Raw genomic sequence first — 15274 nt, forward strand, 5'->3', positions numbered from 1 at the left:
GGGGTGGGTCGGAGCCGCAGAGTCTCGCCGCAGCGTCGTTTTTGCATGCCGGGGGCGTCGACATGAGGCCAGAGAGCGTGTATATGGCCGCCAACTTCCGATCCGATGTGCGAAACAAAGCCGCGCAACGGTCGTTTCGTCGTGAAACGACACGTCGAGACAAACCAGCGCGCGACGAAGAGGTTTGAGAAATGAACGCGATCCAAGAGATCGAGCAGGCGGAGATGGCGGCGATCGTCGATCGGCGTGTCATTCCGGAGTTCGAGGCGGGCGACACGGTCCGCGTACATGTGCGTGTGACGGATGGCAACCGCACCCGTCTGCAGGCCTATGAGGGCGTGGTTATCGCGCGCTCCGGCGGCGGTCTTCACGAGAGCTTCACGGTGCGGAAGATCTCGTACGGCGAGGGCGTTGAGCGCGTCTTCCCGGTCTATTCTCCGCTGATCGAAAAGCTCGAAGTTGTGCGGCGCGGCAAGGTGCGGCGCGCGAAGCTTTATTATCTGCGCGGCCGTCGCGGCAAGTCGGCACGTATCGCCGAAGATGCGCGCGTGCGCGCCAAGCGCTTGAACGACGAGGCGCGAGAAATCGCAGCCGCCGAGCGCGCAGCCGTCAAGGAAGCCAAGGAAGCGGCCAAGGCAGAAAACGCCGAAGCCTGAGCTTCAGCTTTTATTCCGGTCCGTTTTGTCGGACCGCGACATTCAAAGGCGCCCCGCGGGGCGCCTTTTTATTTGCGCGATCGAAAGTTTGTCCTTCAGAAAATTTTGCGGCAGTGCAACCGAGCCTTGTCGGAACGGCGCGGACCATCGAAAGTAGTATTGCGATAGGTGCATAGGACCTATACCGAAACGCATGGCGAACCAGCGTCGCCCGAATGCGGTCCGCCGCCAACGAATTGAAAAATATACTGGAGGAATGAACGCTCATGAGCACCAACGATAGGACGAGTCTGTCTCGCCGCAGCCTCCTCAAGGCCTCCGCTGCCGGCGCGACCGTACTCGCGGCCCCGCATTTCTTCATCAAGGGTGCGTACGCGGCCGAATACTGCAACATGCCGACGGGCGACACAGTCACGCTCGGTTTCAACGTGCCGCAGACGGGCCCTTACGCCGATGAAGGCCTCGATGAACTCAAGGCCTTCAAGCTCGCCGTCAAGCATCTGAACGGTGAAGGCGACGGCGGCGCGCTCAACACGTTCAAGCCGTCGAACCTCAAGGGCAACGGCATTCTCGGCAAGAAGGTCGCCTATGTATCGGGCGACACGCAGACGAAGTCGGATGCCGCCCGCGCGTCGGCCAAGCGCATGATCGAGAAGGACGGCGCCTTGATGATCTCCGGCGGTTCCTCGTCGGGCGTCGCGGTCGCGGTGCAGTCGCTGTGCCAGGAGACCGGCGTGATCTTCATGTCCGGCCTCACGCATTCCAACGACACGACCGGCAAGGACAAGCGCCGCTACGGCTTCCGCCACTTCTTCAACGCCTATATGTCCGGCCAGGCGCTCGGCCCGATCCTCGCCCAGGAATACGGCAAGGACCGCAAGGCCTATCACCTGACCGCCGATTACACCTGGGGCTGGACGCAGGAAGAATCGATCAAGGACGCCACCGAGAAGCTCGGCTGGGAGACGGTGCAGACCGTGCGCACGCCGCTCGGTGCCGGCGATTTCTCGCAGTATCTGACGCCGGTCCTGAATTCCGGCGCCGACGTGTTGATCCTCAACCATTACGGCTCCGACATGGTGAACTCGCTGCGCCAGGCGGTGCAGTTCGGCATGCGCGAGAAGCAGGTGAACGGCAAAGACTTCCAGATCGTCGTGCCGCTCTATTCCGAGCTGATGGCGATGGGTGCCGGCGAGGCGGTGAAGGGCATCCTCGGCACCGCCAACTGGAACTGGCAGCTCGACAACGACGGCACCAAGGCCTTTGCGAAGTCGTTCGGCCAGGAATACGGCCAGCCGCCGTCGCAGGCGGCGCAGACCTGCTACGCCCAGACGATCCTCTACGCCAATGCCTGCGAGACGGCGGGCGAGTTCACGCCGCCGGCGGTGATCAAGGCGCTGGAAGGCTTCGAATTCGAGGGCCTCGGCAACGGCAAGACGCTTTATCGCGCCGAAGACCACCAGTGCTTCAAGCCGGTGCTCGTTGTGAAGGGCAAGGAAAACCCCTCCAACCAGTTCGACATCCTGGAAGTCGTCGAAGTGGTGCCGACCGAACAGGTGACCTACGACCCGTCGATCTTCGGCGGCGAACTCGGCCCCTACGAGGTCAAGGGCTGCTAAGGCCCAAGCAACCGGTGCCGACCGCCTGTGCGCGGTCGGCTTCCTCCCCCCGTTGATGCCTGATCGACCCGCTTTGCGAGCGGGTTGGAGGGGATATGGACGCGCTTATTCTTCAAATTTTGAACGGTCTCGACAAAGGCGCCGCCTATGCGCTCATCGCGCTCGGTCTGACGCTCGTCTTCGGGACGCTCGGTGTCGTCAACTTCGCCCATGGGGCGCTTTTCATGCTCGGCGCTTTCTGCGCCGTGACCATGCAGAAGCTTCTGACCCTGTCGACGCGGGTTCGCGACGAGAGCATCACCTTCTTCGAAGCCTATAAGGAAGTCCCGTATCTGGAGAGCTGGCTCGGCGATACGGGGCGGATGATCATCGATTATTCGGTGCCGCTTTCGATCCTCCTGACGATCCCCGTGATGATGCTCGTCGGCGTCGTCATGGAGCGCGGCCTCATCCGGCATTTCTACAAGCGCAGCCATGCCGAGCAGATCCTCGTCACCTTCGGCCTCGCGATCGTGCTGCAGGAGATCATCAAGGCAATCTTCGGCGCCAACCCTGTGCCGGTGCCGGCACCGCCGGCCGTTGCCGGCTCCGCGTCGATCGGCGAATGGTTCGGCCTCGGCCCGGCGATCTCCTATCCGTGGTGGCGTCTCGTCTATCTCGCCTTCTCTCTCGTCATTCTCGCCGCCGTCTTCGCCTTTCTGCAGCTCACCACCTTCGGCATGACCGTTCGGGCGGGCATGCGCGACCGCGAGACGGTCGGGCTTCTCGGCATCGACATCGAAAAGCGCTTCATCATCGTGTTTGCGCTGGCGGCGATCGTCGCCGGCCTCGCCGGTGCGATGTACGCGCCGATTCTCGCGCCCAACTACCATCTCGGCATGGACTTTCTGGTGATCTCCTTCGTCGTCGTGGTGGTCGGCGGCATGGGATCGCTCGGCGGCGCGGTCGCGGCAGGCTTCCTTCTCGGCATCCTGCAATCCTTCGCCTCCATGACGGAGGTGAAATCGATCCTGCCGGGCATCGATCAGATCATCATCTATCTCGTCGCCGTCGTGATCCTCTTGGTGCGCCCGCGCGGTTTGATGGGCCGCTCCGGGATCATGGAGACCTAAGCATGGTCAAGAAAGTCATCCAAAAAATCCGCAAGGCCGCGATTTCCGATCCGGATTTCGAAGTCTCCACCCGGCAATTGCCGCCGCGGGGGCCGGAAACGAAGCCGATGACGCCGGTCGACAAGGACTGGATCGCCATCGTCGCCTTCACGATCATCATCCTTGCCATGCCGTGGTGGCTGCAGCCGCTCGGCGCCGCCTATCCGGACCTCATGCAGAAGTTCGCGATCTACGGCATCTTCGCGCTCGGCTTCAATCTGCTCTTCGGCCTGACGGGCTACCTCTCCTTCGGGCACGCCGCCTTTCTCGGCGTCGGCTCCTATGCGGCGGTGTGGTCGTTCAAGCTCTTCACCATGAACATCATCCCGGCGGTCCTCTTCGCGATGCTGATCGCCGGGGTTCTCGCCGTCGTCATCGGCTTCATCAGCCTCAGACGGTCGGGCATCTACTTCTCGATCCTGACGCTCGCGCTTGCCCAGATGTGCTACAATCTCGCCTATTCGGTCTTGACGCCGATCACCAACGGCGAGACCGGTCTGCGCGTCTTGCGCGACGATCCGCGCTATCTCGACGCCGCCTTCGGTGCCGAGCATCAGGGCGTGCTTCTCGGCAATCTCTTCGGCGAGAGCATGGTCGGATATCCGGGCTTCTATCTGTGCGCGGTGCTTCTCATCATCGCCTTCTACATCGCGCTTCGGATCATGCGCTCCCCCTACGGCATGATGCTGCGGGCCATCAAATCGAACCAGAACCGCATGATCTATACGGGCTTCAACCCGCGTCCCTACATGCTGACGATCTTCATCATCTCCGGCATGTATGCGGGGCTTGCGGGCGCGCTCCTTGCCATCACCGATCCGCTGGCCGGGGCGGAACGCATGCAGTGGACGGCCTCGGGCGAGGTCGTGCTGATGACCATTCTCGGCGGTGCCGGCACCATTTCCGGACCGATCCTCGGGGCGGCCATCATCAAATATTTCGAGAACATCTTCTCGGCCCTGAACGACAGCGCGCTCGCCTCGGCCTTCTCGTTCCTGCCGCACAGCGTCCAGGAATTCGTCGTCACTATTCTGAGCCCCTTCGTCGGCGAGGGATGGCATCTGACGCTCGGCCTCCTCTTCATGGTGATCGTCATCTTCCTGCCCGGCGGCATCATGGAAGGCATCCGGCGGACCTACCGCTTCCTGCGCGGGCATGGACGCGGATCGAAGACGCAGACCGATCTGCAGGCTGCAGAGTGAAAGGCTGACAGATGACCAACGCAGTCCTGCATGTGTCGGAAGTGCAAAAGAGCTTTGGGGGCCTTCGCGCCCTCACCGACATCGAGCTCCAGGTGGAACAGGGCAAAACCCACGCCATCATCGGGCCGAACGGCGCCGGCAAATCGACGCTTCTCAATGTGTGCATCGGGCGGCTGCCGCCCGATTCCGGCACCGTCACCTTCGATGGGCATCTCATCACCGGGCGGCCGCCCTACGAGATCAACCAGCTCGGTGTGGCGCGCGTCTTTCAGACGCCGGAGATCTTTCCCGATCTCTCGCTTCTGCAGAACGTCATGGTGCCGGCCTTCGCCAAGCGCGACGGAACGTTCCGCATGAGCGCGCTTTCCTCGCTCGAAAAGGAGACGGATCTGCGCGACGAGGCGGAGAAGCTTCTGGAGGATGTCGGGCTTCTGCAGTTCTACGCCAAGCTCGCCTCCAGCCTGTCGCGCGGCGACAAGCGACGGCTCGAACTCGCCATGTGTCTCATCCAGCATCCGAAGCTTCTGCTTCTCGACGAGCCGACGGCGGGCATGTCGCGGCACGACACCAACCGCACCATCGATCTTCTCAAGCAGATCAAGGAGCGCGGCATGACCAAGGTGATCATCGAGCACGACATGCATGTCGTGTTCTCACTTGCCGACCGCATCTCGGTTCTGGCGCAGGGCAAGATCATCGCCGAAGGGACGCCCGACGAAGTGCGCGGCAGCCCGCGCGTGCAGGAAGCCTATCTGGGAGGAGCGCATTGATGAACGCCATGATGACCGGGACGGGCGAGGCGACCCCGATCGATCCCAAGGCGTCGACGGCTGCGAACCCGCAGGCGCCGGGCACCGCCCAGACGAAGATGATCGAGAGAACTGGCTACGAAGAAGGCGCCTTCTTTTCCTGCCGCGATCTGCATGCCTATTACGGCGAGAGCTATATCGTGCAGGGCGTCAGCTTCTCCATCCAGGAGAGGGAGGTGCTCGCCCTTCTCGGGCGCAACGGCGCCGGCAAGACCTCGACCTTGCGCACCATCGCGCGCGCCAGCAATCCCGAACTCAGGCAGGGCGAGATCTGGCTCAAGGATCAGGCGCTGCACAAGATGGTCGACTATCAGGCGGCGCGGGCCGGCGTCGTGCTGGTGCCGGAGGATCGGCGCATCATTCCGGGGCTGACGGTGGAAGAAAACCTCGTCCTCGCCCGCATCGAGGAGCCGCGCGGCTGGGAAATCGAAGAGGTTTACGAGCGTTTTCCGCGGCTTGCCGAGCGGCGCAACCAGGAAGCCACGACGATGTCGGGCGGCGAACAGCAGATGCTGGCGGTCGCCCGCGCGCTGGTGCGCGATCTGAAGCTCCTGCTCCTCGACGAGCCCTATGAGGGGCTGGCGCCTGTCATCGTGCGGGAGATCGAAAAGATCGTGGCCGAGATCAAGGAGATCGGCATCACCACGGTGATCGTGGAGCAGAACGCCGTCGCCGCCCTGCAGCTCGCCGACCGGGCGATGATCCTCGACATGGGCGAGGTGGTCTATGAGGGGACGGCGAAGGAAGTCCTCGAGAACGAGGATCTCAGGCACGAATATCTGGCTGTGTGATCGGCCCGGCGATCCGGGCGGCCGCGGGTGTGTCACCGGCGGCCGCTTATTTCCCGCTATTCCTGCCGTCTATTTTTCGACCGTCTACTTCTCTGCCGTCACGGCGATGATCGGGCCGAGCGGGAAGAAACCGTCGGCGCGGCGCAGCTCGGGGGCGTAGAGGCTCGAAATCGAGCCGTCGAGGAAGAGAGCGTTGTCGCAGCCGATCCGGTCCTTGAAGAAGCCTGAAAACTCCCAGAACGTCACCGGGCCTTCCGAGACCGCGAAAACGATCTCGCCCTTTTTGGTGACGCAGACGCCGTTTCTTTTCTTGGCGCTGTCGCTATCCTTCAGGAAACGTGGATGGCGCTTGCCGTCGATGAGGAGCATCGGGCCGGACTGGGTGGCGAAATCCGCCGGCGGCTTGCGGCGCAGATAGGCCTCCGTCTCCAGAACCCCCGCTTTGCCGCCGCCGATCCAGAAGATGCCGTTCGGCAGCATGTGGAAATTGCCGGGGCCCTTGTTGGTGTTGGCGCTCTTCACCGTGCGGCCGTCTTCGATATAAAGGCCGACCGGCGAGAAATCCTCGTGGTACATGCCGCCGTTCATGGCGAAGACGAGACGCTTTCCCTCGCTCTCGAGCGCCGATTTCAGCGCCCGGAACGAGCCATAGGGCTTGCCCGTCGCGTCGTTGAGATAAAGGCGGACGTCGTCGGTTGCGGGATCGAAGCGGCAGACGGCATAGGAGCGTTCGCCGTCGCGCGTCACCTCGCAATTCTGGCCGGCGGCAAAGGCGGGGCCGAGAAGGGCGGAGGGAATGGTGAGGCCCGCAAGAAGCAGGGAAAGAAATCTGCGCATTCCTCCGGTTAGCCCGGACCGGCGGCGAAGTCATCCCGACACGTTGCGAAGAAGGGCCGGCACCGCCCGAAGAGCCCAGACGATGCGAAGGGGCGGCACGAGGCGAAGGGCGGTCTGCCCCTCACGCGCAAGGCCATGAGCGAACTTACGCAATTGTGCGGGATGAAAGAATTGAGAGGAGCGGGCCAAGTTGCTATATGCAGCGCCATGTCGTCGAACGAAACGCCCAAGGCCGGATCGCGCGGAGCGATCGGGGCCATCTTCCATTCCACGCACGCTTTTGCGGCGATCGACGACCATGCGCGTCTGCCCTGGCGGTTTTTTGCGCGTCTCTTCGCCTCCGACGGATCGCTTACGAGCGCCTGACGGCGCCCTTTCCCCTTTTTGCGATCACAATTGAGTAGACCCATGAAACCGAGAACGCTTTACGACAAAATCTGGGACGACCATCTGGTCGACCGGCAACCCGACGGCACGTGCCTCCTCTATATCGACCGTCATCTCGTGCACGAAGTGACGAGCCCGCAGGCCTTCGAGGGCCTTCGGATCGCCGGCCGCAAGGTGCATGCGCCGGACAAGACGCTCGCCGTCGTCGATCACAACGTGCCGACGACCGACCGCTCGAAAGGCATCGACGATCCGGAATCGGCGTTGCAGGTCGACACGCTCGCCACGAACGCCGCCGATTTCGGCATCGAATATTACAACGAACTCGATATGCGGCAGGGCATCGTCCACATCATCGGGCCGGAGCAGGGCTTCACGCTGCCCGGCATGACGATCGTGTGCGGCGACAGCCATACCTCGACGCATGGCGCCTTCGGGGCGCTGGCGCACGGCATCGGCACGTCCGAAGTGGAGCATGTGCTCGCCACCCAGACGCTCATCCAGTCGAAGGCGAAGAACATGCGCGTCACCGTCGACGGCAAGCTGCCGGACGGCGTGACGGCGAAGGACATCATCCTCGCGATCATCGGCGAGATCGGCACGGCCGGTGGCACCGGCCATGTCATCGAATATGCCGGCGAGGCGATCCGCTCGCTGTCGATGGAAGGCCGCATGACGGTGTGCAACATGTCGATCGAGGGCGGTGCCCGCGCCGGCATGATCGCCCCCGACGAGATCACCTATGCCTATATCGCCGACCGGCCGCGGGCCCCGAAGGGCTCGGCGTGGGACATGGCGAAGGCCTATTGGGAGAGCCTGCCTTCCGACGAGGGGGCGCATTTCGATCGGGAAGTCCGGCTCGACGCGGCCAATCTGCCGCCGATCGTGACCTGGGGTTCATCGCCCGAAGATGTCATCTCGGTTCTCGGCGCGGTGCCGAACCCCGACGATATCGCCGACGAGAACAAGCGCGCCTCAAAATGGCGGGCGCTCAAATATATGGGCCTGACGCCGGGCACCAAGATGACCGACATCACGCTCGACCGCGTCTTCATCGGCTCGTGCACCAATGGCCGCATCGAGGATCTCAGGGCTGCCGCCAAGGTCGCGGAAGGCCGCAAGGTCGCCGAGAGCGTCAATGCCATGGTGGTGCCGGGATCGGGCCTCGTGAAGGCGCAGGCGGAAGCGGAAGGTCTCGACAAGATCTTCCTCGCCGCGGGCTTCGAATGGCGCGAGCCGGGCTGTTCCATGTGCCTTGCCATGAATGCCGACAAGCTCGCCCCGGAAGAGCGCTGCGCCTCCACCTCGAACCGCAATTTCGAGGGGCGCCAGGGTTTCAAGGGCCGCACGCATCTCGTGTCGCCAGCGATGGCGGCCGCGGCGGCGATCGCCGGGCGCTTCGTCGACGTGCGCGATTGGGGCCACTGAATCTCAGACCACTGAATCTCGGGCCATTGAGAACTGCTCACCCTGAACTCTCAGGGATCTGAATACGGAAAGGGCCGTCCCTCGGGCGGCCCTTTTTCGTTGGGGTTTTTCGGGTGGTGCGCCGCGTTCAGCGATGCACGATCTTGTTGAAGCGGCTGGTGCGGCCGCCGGCCGTTTCGTTCTGGACGAGAAGCGCCAGGTTGCCGCCCTCGAAGGTTTCGAACCAGGTCTCCCAGGTGATCGATTCCAGGCCCTCGTCAGCGTCGCCGAAATCGATCCGAAGCACGCCGACGCCGTCGCCCTCTGTGGCCGTTGCGGAGACCATCGCAGGTTTGCCGCCGCGCTCTTCGACCCACTTCTTGATGTCTTCGTGGCGTATCAGTTTGTGCGCTTCACTCATCGCTGTCTCCTCTGGGTTTGCTGAGGAAACAGGTGCGATTGGCTCCGGTTCCCCGGGAATTGGGGGCTATCCCGCGGGAGCAGACGGGTGGGGCGGTCCTCCCCGGGTGAGCCGCTCCGCCCAAGCGCCCACACATAAAAACAGGCGGGGCCGCGGCCCCGCCTGTCATCACCCGCAAATTGCGGGAAGGCTCTTAAAGCTCTGCCGACGAGAGCTTAGTTGTTGGTGCCTTCGGTGCCCGGAGCGTACGGCTCCAGCGGACGGTCACGGCTTTCCTCGCCGGCCATGTTCGAGTCCGAAGACGCCGAATCCATCGACTCCGAGTACATCGTCTTGTCGTCGTCACAGGACACGTAGACCTCGCGGTCGTTGTCCATCATCGTGTAGTAATTGCCGGTCTCGCAGGTTTCCGGACGCTCGCCCGAGGTCTCACCCGGGCCGTAAATCCGGGCTTCCTGCTCGGTCTCGGTGTTGACGATCACCTTGTTGTCCGAAGCGTCCTTGCGCAGGATCATTTCAGCGTTGGCGGCGCTCACGCCCACCATCATGGCGGTCATGGAAACGGCGGTCAGCTTGGCGATATTCATGGAGTAGCTCCTTAGTCGTTTGCCTCTCGTTGCGGGTTCCCGCCCGATCGATCGCATGAGGGATCAGACAGCACGGGAGAGGCGGTGTTGGCGTTGCCTCGCCGAAACAACGTGGAGACCTGGAGAGAGTTCGCTGAAAAAAACGTGATCGGTGAGACGGCTAAGTGGTTGGAACTCAAGGACGAAACGTCTGTTCGCGCGCGCCTTGCGCGAGCGCATCGGGTAGAGTGAGGGGCTTTCGGGCGCCGAGGGGCATTGAATCCATCGCAAACGGGGGAGGGGCTGAAATGTCATCGTGCGGGAAAGTCGGAGGGGGCGTTGGAGGTGATCGGTGAGTGAGGATCGCGAGGCGAGAAGAAGCCGCGAGGCGCGCGAGGCGCTCGAACGCGTGCACCGCGACAGCGAGGCGGTCGGCACGTCATCGTTCGCCCGCGCCGCCGGCCGCGCGAAGGACCATCTGGCGGGCGCCGACGCGCCGGCGCACGACCGCGTCGAGGTGTGGGGCCGCAGGGTCGGGCGCGGGCTCTCGATCGTCTTCGTGATGTGGCTTTTATGGTATCTCGTCAGCACCTATCTGACGCGCTGACGTCCACTTCGCCGGTGCCGCGCCATGTCCGCCTTTTCATCGATCCCCGACCTTGAAGAGTTCGAGCGCATCGCGCTTGCCGCCTACGACCGATTGCCGGAGGAGTTCCGGGCGCTGACGGGCGACATCCAGATCCGGGTCGCCGAGCGCGCCGACCGGGAATCGCTCGCCGCCGTCGGGCTGACGCATCCCCTGGAACTGCTCGGGCTCTTCGAAGGTATCGGCCTCGCACATGCGCCGGCCACGCCCTATTCCGGCCTGATGCCGAACCGGGTGTGGCTCTACCGCCAGGCGATCCTCGCCTATTGGCAGGATCACGACGAGCGGCTCGACGACATCATCGCGCATGTTCTCGTGCATGAGATCGGCCATCATTTCGGCCTCTCCGACGACGATATGGAAGAGATCGAGGCGGCTGATTGAGGACGGCCCGCATGGGCGCAGCCAAGATCGGACCCGTAATATCTTGACCGGAACGCGCCTGCGAAGCATTGAAGGGGACTTCGAAAAGGAACCTGCGAATGGAAAAGTTCACGACCCTCACTGGCGTCGCCGCGCCGATGCCGATCATCAATATCGACACCGACATGATCATTCCGAAGCAGTTTCTGAAGACGATCAAGCGGACCGGGCTCGGCGCGTCGCTCTTCTACGAGATGCGCTTCAACGACGACGGCTCGGAAAACGAGGATTTCGTCCTCAATAAGCCGGCCTATCGCAACGCCAAGATTCTGGTTGCGGGCGACAATTTCGGCTGCGGCTCGTCGCGCGAGCATGCGCCCTGGGCGCTCAAGGATTTCGGCATCACCTGCGTGATCTCCACCTCCTTCGCCGACATTTTCTACAACAATTGCTTCAAGAACGGCATTCTGCCGATCATCGTCTCGCCGGACGATCTCGAGAAGCTTCTCGACGACGCCTCGCGCGGCGCCAATGCGACCTTGACCGTGGATCTGGAAAAGCAGGAAGTGCGCGGCCCGGACGGCGGCAAGATCGAGTTCGAAATCGACGCCTTCCGCAAGCATTGCCTGCTCAACGGCCTCGACGATATCGGCCTGACGCTGGAGAAATCGGAAAAGATCTCCGGTTTCGAAGGCCAGATGACGGAAGACCGTCCCTGGGTCTGACGCGCCGCTGATGTGCTGATGATGTGTTTGGGGGCGTCCGCGGGATGCCCCTGAGACGTCTGTGGAGGGGCGGCGCTCTCGGCGCCGCCGCGAGGGCGTCCGTTTCTCTCAAGTTGCCGTGATAACGACGATTTCACCGGCAATTTTGATTTCGTTAACCATTTTCAAACTGCGGTGAGCGAGGCTCCCTGGACGTGCACGCGGATTCTCATCCGCGCTGAGACCGCGTACAATTTTTCTGCGACCACTGAGGAGTGCAGATGCGGACCGCAATCCCCGGCCTGGCTGCGCGCGCTCTTGTCGGAGCGACGCTCGCTTTCGGTCTTTCCTTCGCCCCGATGCCCGCATCGGCCGCGAGCTTTTCTTCCTGCGTTCAGAGCCTGAAGCAGGCGGCGGTTGCCGCCGGCGTCAGCCCGCGGCTTGCCGCACGGGCGCTCGACGGCGCCCGCGTCGACGACGAGGTGTTGCGCAAATCGCGGGCGCAACCGGAATTCAAGACGCCGATCTGGGATTATCTCGGCTTCCTTGTCGACGAGGAGCGCATCGCCGACGGCAAGACGATGATGCGGCGTTATGATCGGGTGCTGCGCGCGGCGGAGGAACGCTACGGCGTCAACCGCTATGTCATTGCCGCGATCTGGGGTGTGGAGAGCAATTTCGGCCAGGATGCGGGGGATGATTTCCTGCCGCATGCGCTCGCCAATGTCGCCTGCTACGGCAGCCGGACAAAATTCTTCCGCGGCGAGCTGATCTCCGCCTTGAAGCTCGTGCAGCGCGGCGATCTCGACCTCGACGAGCTTTATGGGTCCTGGGCGGGCGCCTTTGGGCAGACGCAGTTCATTCCTTCGACCTATGAGCGGCTCGCTGTCGATTTCGACGGCGACGGTCGGCGCGACCTCGTGAAATCGGTGCCCGATGCTCTGGGCTCGACGGCGAATTACCTGCGCCGTGCCGGCTGGCGTCCGGGCGAGGCCTACATGATCGAGGTGAAGGTGCCGGCGAGCTATAAGGGGCCGACGGGCCGCAGCCGCAAGGCGTCCCTGTCGACCTGGGCGAAACGCGGCGTGGTACGTGCCGATGGCGCGCATCTTTCGGGCGGCAGCCAGGCGGGCCTGCTTCTGCCGTCGGGGCCGCGCGGGCCGGGCTTTCTCGTCTTCCGCAACTTCGATGCGATCTATTCCTACAACCAGGCGGAATCCTACGCGCTCGCCATCTCCCATCTCGCCGACCGCATGGCCGGCTATCCGGGGCTGCGCACGGCCTGGCCGACGGACGATCCGCCCCTGTCGCGTGCCGAGCGCTTTGAGTTGCAGCGGCTTCTTCTCGCGCAGGGCTATGATGTCGGCGAGGTCGACGGGAAGGTCGGGCCGATGACGCGCGATGCGATCAAGAAGGCGGAGCAGCGTTTCGGTATGGAGCCGACCGGGCGGCCGGGCGGCAAGATCTACCGCAAGCTCGGAGGGCGCTGAGGGCGTGTTACGCTCTCTGGCCCAAGCGCCTTCTCCTGATGAGGTCGGGCAGTTACCGTCAGGTGACCTCCGGAATTGTCACTGCGCCTCTTCGATGCTAGGCGGATAACCCGGCCAAGGGGAGAGGCCATGGTTTCCATCCGCAGTGTTCTGGCGCTGTCGCTTGCGGGGCTGCAGTTTGTTGCAGTCGTCGCCGTCCTCTTTCTTTCCTACGTCACCTCCGAGCGGGTTCTGCTGCAGCATGCGCGCGATCTCATGGGCGATGTCGCGCGCAGCACCATCAATCACACGGTCGCTTTTCTCGCCCCTGCGGAGGCGGCCGCCGACCTGTCGCAGCGGCTTGCGCGCCAGGAGGTCGTCAGCAGCGAAAACGAAGGCGCGATGGAGCGCTACTTTTTCGAGCAGCTGCGATCGCACAGCCAGTTCGCCGGCATTTTCTACGGCAACACCAACGGCGATTTCGTCTTTGTGAACCGCGATGCGAGCGTCGCGGGTGCGCCGTTTCGCATCAAGACCATCGCCAACCGGGCGCAGCGCCGCGACGTGGAGCTCTATTGGCGCGACGGGGATTATACCGTCGCCGCCCATCGCAGCGATCCGGCCGACGGGTATGATCCGCGCACGCGGCCCTGGTACGGCCGGGCGGTGGAGGCCGGCGGGGTCACCTGGACCGATCCCTATATCTTCTTTTCCTCGCAGGAACCCGGCATCACGGTCGCCACCCCGGTGACGGGCACGCGCGGCGAACTCCAGGGTGTCGTCGGCATCGACATCGAGATCTCGGCCTTATCGACCTTTCTTGCCGATCTCGAAATCGGCGAACATGGCAGCGCCTTCATCCTTAGCGACAGCGGCGACGTGATCGCCCATCCGGAGCCTGCAAAGATCAAGACGCGCGGCACGTCGGGCGACACTTTGCGCTTCACCCGCATCGACGAGCTCGACGACCCGCTGGCGCAGGCGGCCGCGGCCTCGTTCAACACCGCGCAGACCGGAAGAGACGGCCTGAAGGAACGCGCGGCGAGCTTCACCTTCGGCGGGGAGACCTATCATGCCGTCGCCTCGTCTCTGCCGGGCACGCGCTGGCCCTGGACGGTCATCACCTATGTGCCGGAGAACGACTTTCTCGGGGCGATCAAGGACAATCGCCGCAACGGCGTCCTGCTCGCGGCGCTCGTTGCCGCGGTGACGGCGATGATCGGTCTTGCCATCGCCCGCTCCATCACGCGGCCCGTCGGCGCGCTGGCGGGGCAGGCCGACCGGATCAGCGGCGGCGACATTTCGCCGATGCCGCCGTTGCGCACGCATTACCGCGAATTGCAGCGGACGGGATACGCCTTCGGGCGCATGACGGAATGGCTGAACCGGCGCAATGCGGAAAACCTCGCTCTGACCGATGAACTGCGCGCGGCCTCGCGCGAGCTCGAGGCGCGGGTGGAGGAACGCACCCGGGAGCTCAATCACGCCAATGCGCAATTGCGCGAGGAGGCGGAGCTCAGGGCGCAGCAGGCGGAGAAGCTGGAGCGGGCGAACACGCAGGCGGAGCTTCTGACGCGGGAGCTCAATCACCGGGTCAAGAACGTCTTCGCCGTCGTCTCCGCCGTCCTGTCGCTTGGGGCCCGCTCCGCGCGTTCGGTGGAGGATCTCGCGAGCACGACGCGCCGCCGCATCGATGCCCTGTCGAAGGCGCATTCGGCGACGCAGGGGCATCCGGGCCGCGCCGGCAGCATCGCCGATCTCACGCGCCTCGCCGAACTCGTCCTCGCGCCTTATGCGGGCGACGGGGCGGGCCGGATCGACGTCTCGGGCGTCCGGGTGCGGTTGGGCGGCGAAGTCGCCACCGCGCTCGGCCTTATCCTCCACGAACTCGCCACCAATGCCGCCAAATACGGCGCGCTCAGCGCGGAGGCCGGGCGTGTCGAGTTGAGCTGGACGCTCGACGAGGAGGGGCCAAAAGTGCTGCACCTCGTCTGGCGGGAAACCGGCGGGCCGGTGCCGCAGAAGCCGGCGGAGGACAAGCGCGGCTTCGGCACCAAGATGGTGGAACAGATCATCGCCCAGTATCATGCGACCTACCACATCGACTGGCGCACCGAGGGTGTGGTGGTGACGCTCAACATGGTCCTTCCCGCCGAGGAGCCGGCAGATGACGTTGCGTGAGCCGGCATGGCTTGCGCCGCGGCCGGTGAGCGGCTAGCTGACAGACCTCATCACGACGGATCTTC

16 protein-coding genes are annotated in these 15274 nt (G+C 63.8%); 13 read left to right on the plus strand and 3 right to left on the minus strand.

What is annotated here, in order from left to right; all coding sequences use genetic code 11:
* Positions 1 to 191: 191 nt before the first annotated feature.
* From rplS to EO094_RS02125, 6 genes are all read left to right on the plus strand, one after another.
* On the plus strand, positions 192 to 656 hold the full coding sequence (gene rplS / locus EO094_RS02100; protein WP_128290689.1) for a 50S ribosomal protein L19: 465 nt from the start codon (positions 192 to 194) through the stop codon (positions 654 to 656).
* Between the two features lie 266 nt (positions 657 to 922).
* Positions 923 to 2275 (plus strand): substrate-binding protein, encoded by a 1353-nt coding sequence (locus tag EO094_RS02105; RefSeq protein ID WP_128290690.1) that lies wholly within the window; start codon positions 923 to 925, stop codon positions 2273 to 2275.
* A 95-nt stretch (positions 2276 to 2370) separates the two neighbouring features.
* The gene (locus EO094_RS02110; protein WP_128290691.1) at positions 2371 to 3387 is read left to right on the plus strand and encodes a branched-chain amino acid ABC transporter permease; all 1017 of its coding nucleotides are present in this window, start codon (positions 2371 to 2373) and stop codon (positions 3385 to 3387) included.
* 107 nt (positions 3388 to 3494) lie between these two features.
* Positions 3495 to 4628, plus strand: coding sequence for a branched-chain amino acid ABC transporter permease (locus tag EO094_RS02115; protein WP_128291766.1), 1134 nt, complete (start codon positions 3495 to 3497; stop codon positions 4626 to 4628).
* Positions 4629 to 4639: 11 nt separating this feature from the next.
* A complete protein-coding gene (locus tag EO094_RS02120; protein WP_128290692.1) occupies positions 4640 to 5398 on the plus strand; it encodes an ABC transporter ATP-binding protein in 759 nt (252 codons plus the stop codon).
* Between the two features lie 98 nt (positions 5399 to 5496).
* Complete coding sequence (locus EO094_RS02125; protein ID WP_128291767.1) at positions 5497 to 6228, plus strand: ABC transporter ATP-binding protein; 732 nt, start codon at positions 5497 to 5499, stop codon at positions 6226 to 6228.
* A gap of 84 nt (positions 6229 to 6312) precedes the next feature.
* On the opposite strand, the gene EO094_RS02130 is transcribed toward EO094_RS02125, so the two are convergent.
* Entirely contained in the window at positions 6313 to 7065 is a 753-nt protein-coding gene (locus EO094_RS02130; RefSeq protein WP_128290693.1) for a phosphodiester glycosidase family protein, read from the minus strand.
* A gap of 207 nt (positions 7066 to 7272) precedes the next feature.
* Between EO094_RS02130 and EO094_RS18380 the strand changes: the two genes are divergently transcribed.
* A complete protein-coding gene (locus EO094_RS18380; protein ID WP_164879522.1) occupies positions 7273 to 7431 on the plus strand; it encodes a hypothetical protein in 159 nt (52 codons plus the stop codon).
* Positions 7432 to 7473: 42 nt separating this feature from the next.
* Positions 7474 to 8880, plus strand: a complete 1407-nt coding sequence (gene leuC, locus EO094_RS02135) for a 3-isopropylmalate dehydratase large subunit (protein ID WP_128290694.1) — start codon at positions 7474 to 7476, stop codon at positions 8878 to 8880.
* A gap of 127 nt (positions 8881 to 9007) precedes the next feature.
* Here leuC and EO094_RS02140 read toward each other — a convergent pair whose 3' ends face one another.
* A complete protein-coding gene (locus EO094_RS02140; RefSeq protein ID WP_128290695.1) occupies positions 9008 to 9280 on the minus strand; it encodes a hypothetical protein in 273 nt (90 codons plus the stop codon).
* A gap of 215 nt (positions 9281 to 9495) precedes the next feature.
* Positions 9496 to 9867 carry a hypothetical protein gene (locus EO094_RS02145; RefSeq protein ID WP_128290696.1) on the minus strand — a complete coding sequence of 124 codons (372 nt, stop codon included), beginning with the start codon at positions 9865 to 9867 and terminating at the stop codon, positions 9496 to 9498.
* A 331-nt stretch (positions 9868 to 10198) separates the two neighbouring features.
* On the opposite strand from EO094_RS02145, the gene EO094_RS02150 reads away from it, so the two are divergent.
* The 5 genes from EO094_RS02150 (at position 10199) to EO094_RS02170 (ending at position 15209) form a co-directional block, all read left to right on the plus strand.
* Positions 10199 to 10453, plus strand: a complete 255-nt coding sequence (locus tag EO094_RS02150; protein ID WP_128290697.1) for a hypothetical protein — start codon at positions 10199 to 10201, stop codon at positions 10451 to 10453.
* A gap of 24 nt (positions 10454 to 10477) precedes the next feature.
* A complete protein-coding gene (locus tag EO094_RS02155; protein ID WP_128290698.1) occupies positions 10478 to 10876 on the plus strand; it encodes a metallopeptidase family protein in 399 nt (132 codons plus the stop codon).
* Between the two features lie 98 nt (positions 10877 to 10974).
* Positions 10975 to 11580, plus strand: a complete 606-nt coding sequence (leuD, locus tag EO094_RS02160) for a 3-isopropylmalate dehydratase small subunit (RefSeq protein WP_128290699.1) — start codon at positions 10975 to 10977, stop codon at positions 11578 to 11580.
* Between the two features lie 260 nt (positions 11581 to 11840).
* Positions 11841 to 13049: a lytic murein transglycosylase gene (locus EO094_RS02165; protein ID WP_205649801.1), complete on the plus strand. Its 1209-nt coding sequence runs from the start codon at positions 11841 to 11843 to the stop codon at positions 13047 to 13049.
* Between the two features lie 129 nt (positions 13050 to 13178).
* On the plus strand, positions 13179 to 15209 hold the full coding sequence (locus EO094_RS02170) for a sensor histidine kinase (RefSeq protein ID WP_128290700.1): 2031 nt from the start codon (positions 13179 to 13181) through the stop codon (positions 15207 to 15209).
* Positions 15210 to 15274 lie beyond the last annotated feature (65 nt).

Origin of the sequence: Afifella aestuarii (genome assembly GCF_004023665.1) — a bacterium.
Taxonomy (GTDB): Bacteria; Pseudomonadota; Alphaproteobacteria; order Rhizobiales; family Afifellaceae; genus Afifella; species Afifella aestuarii.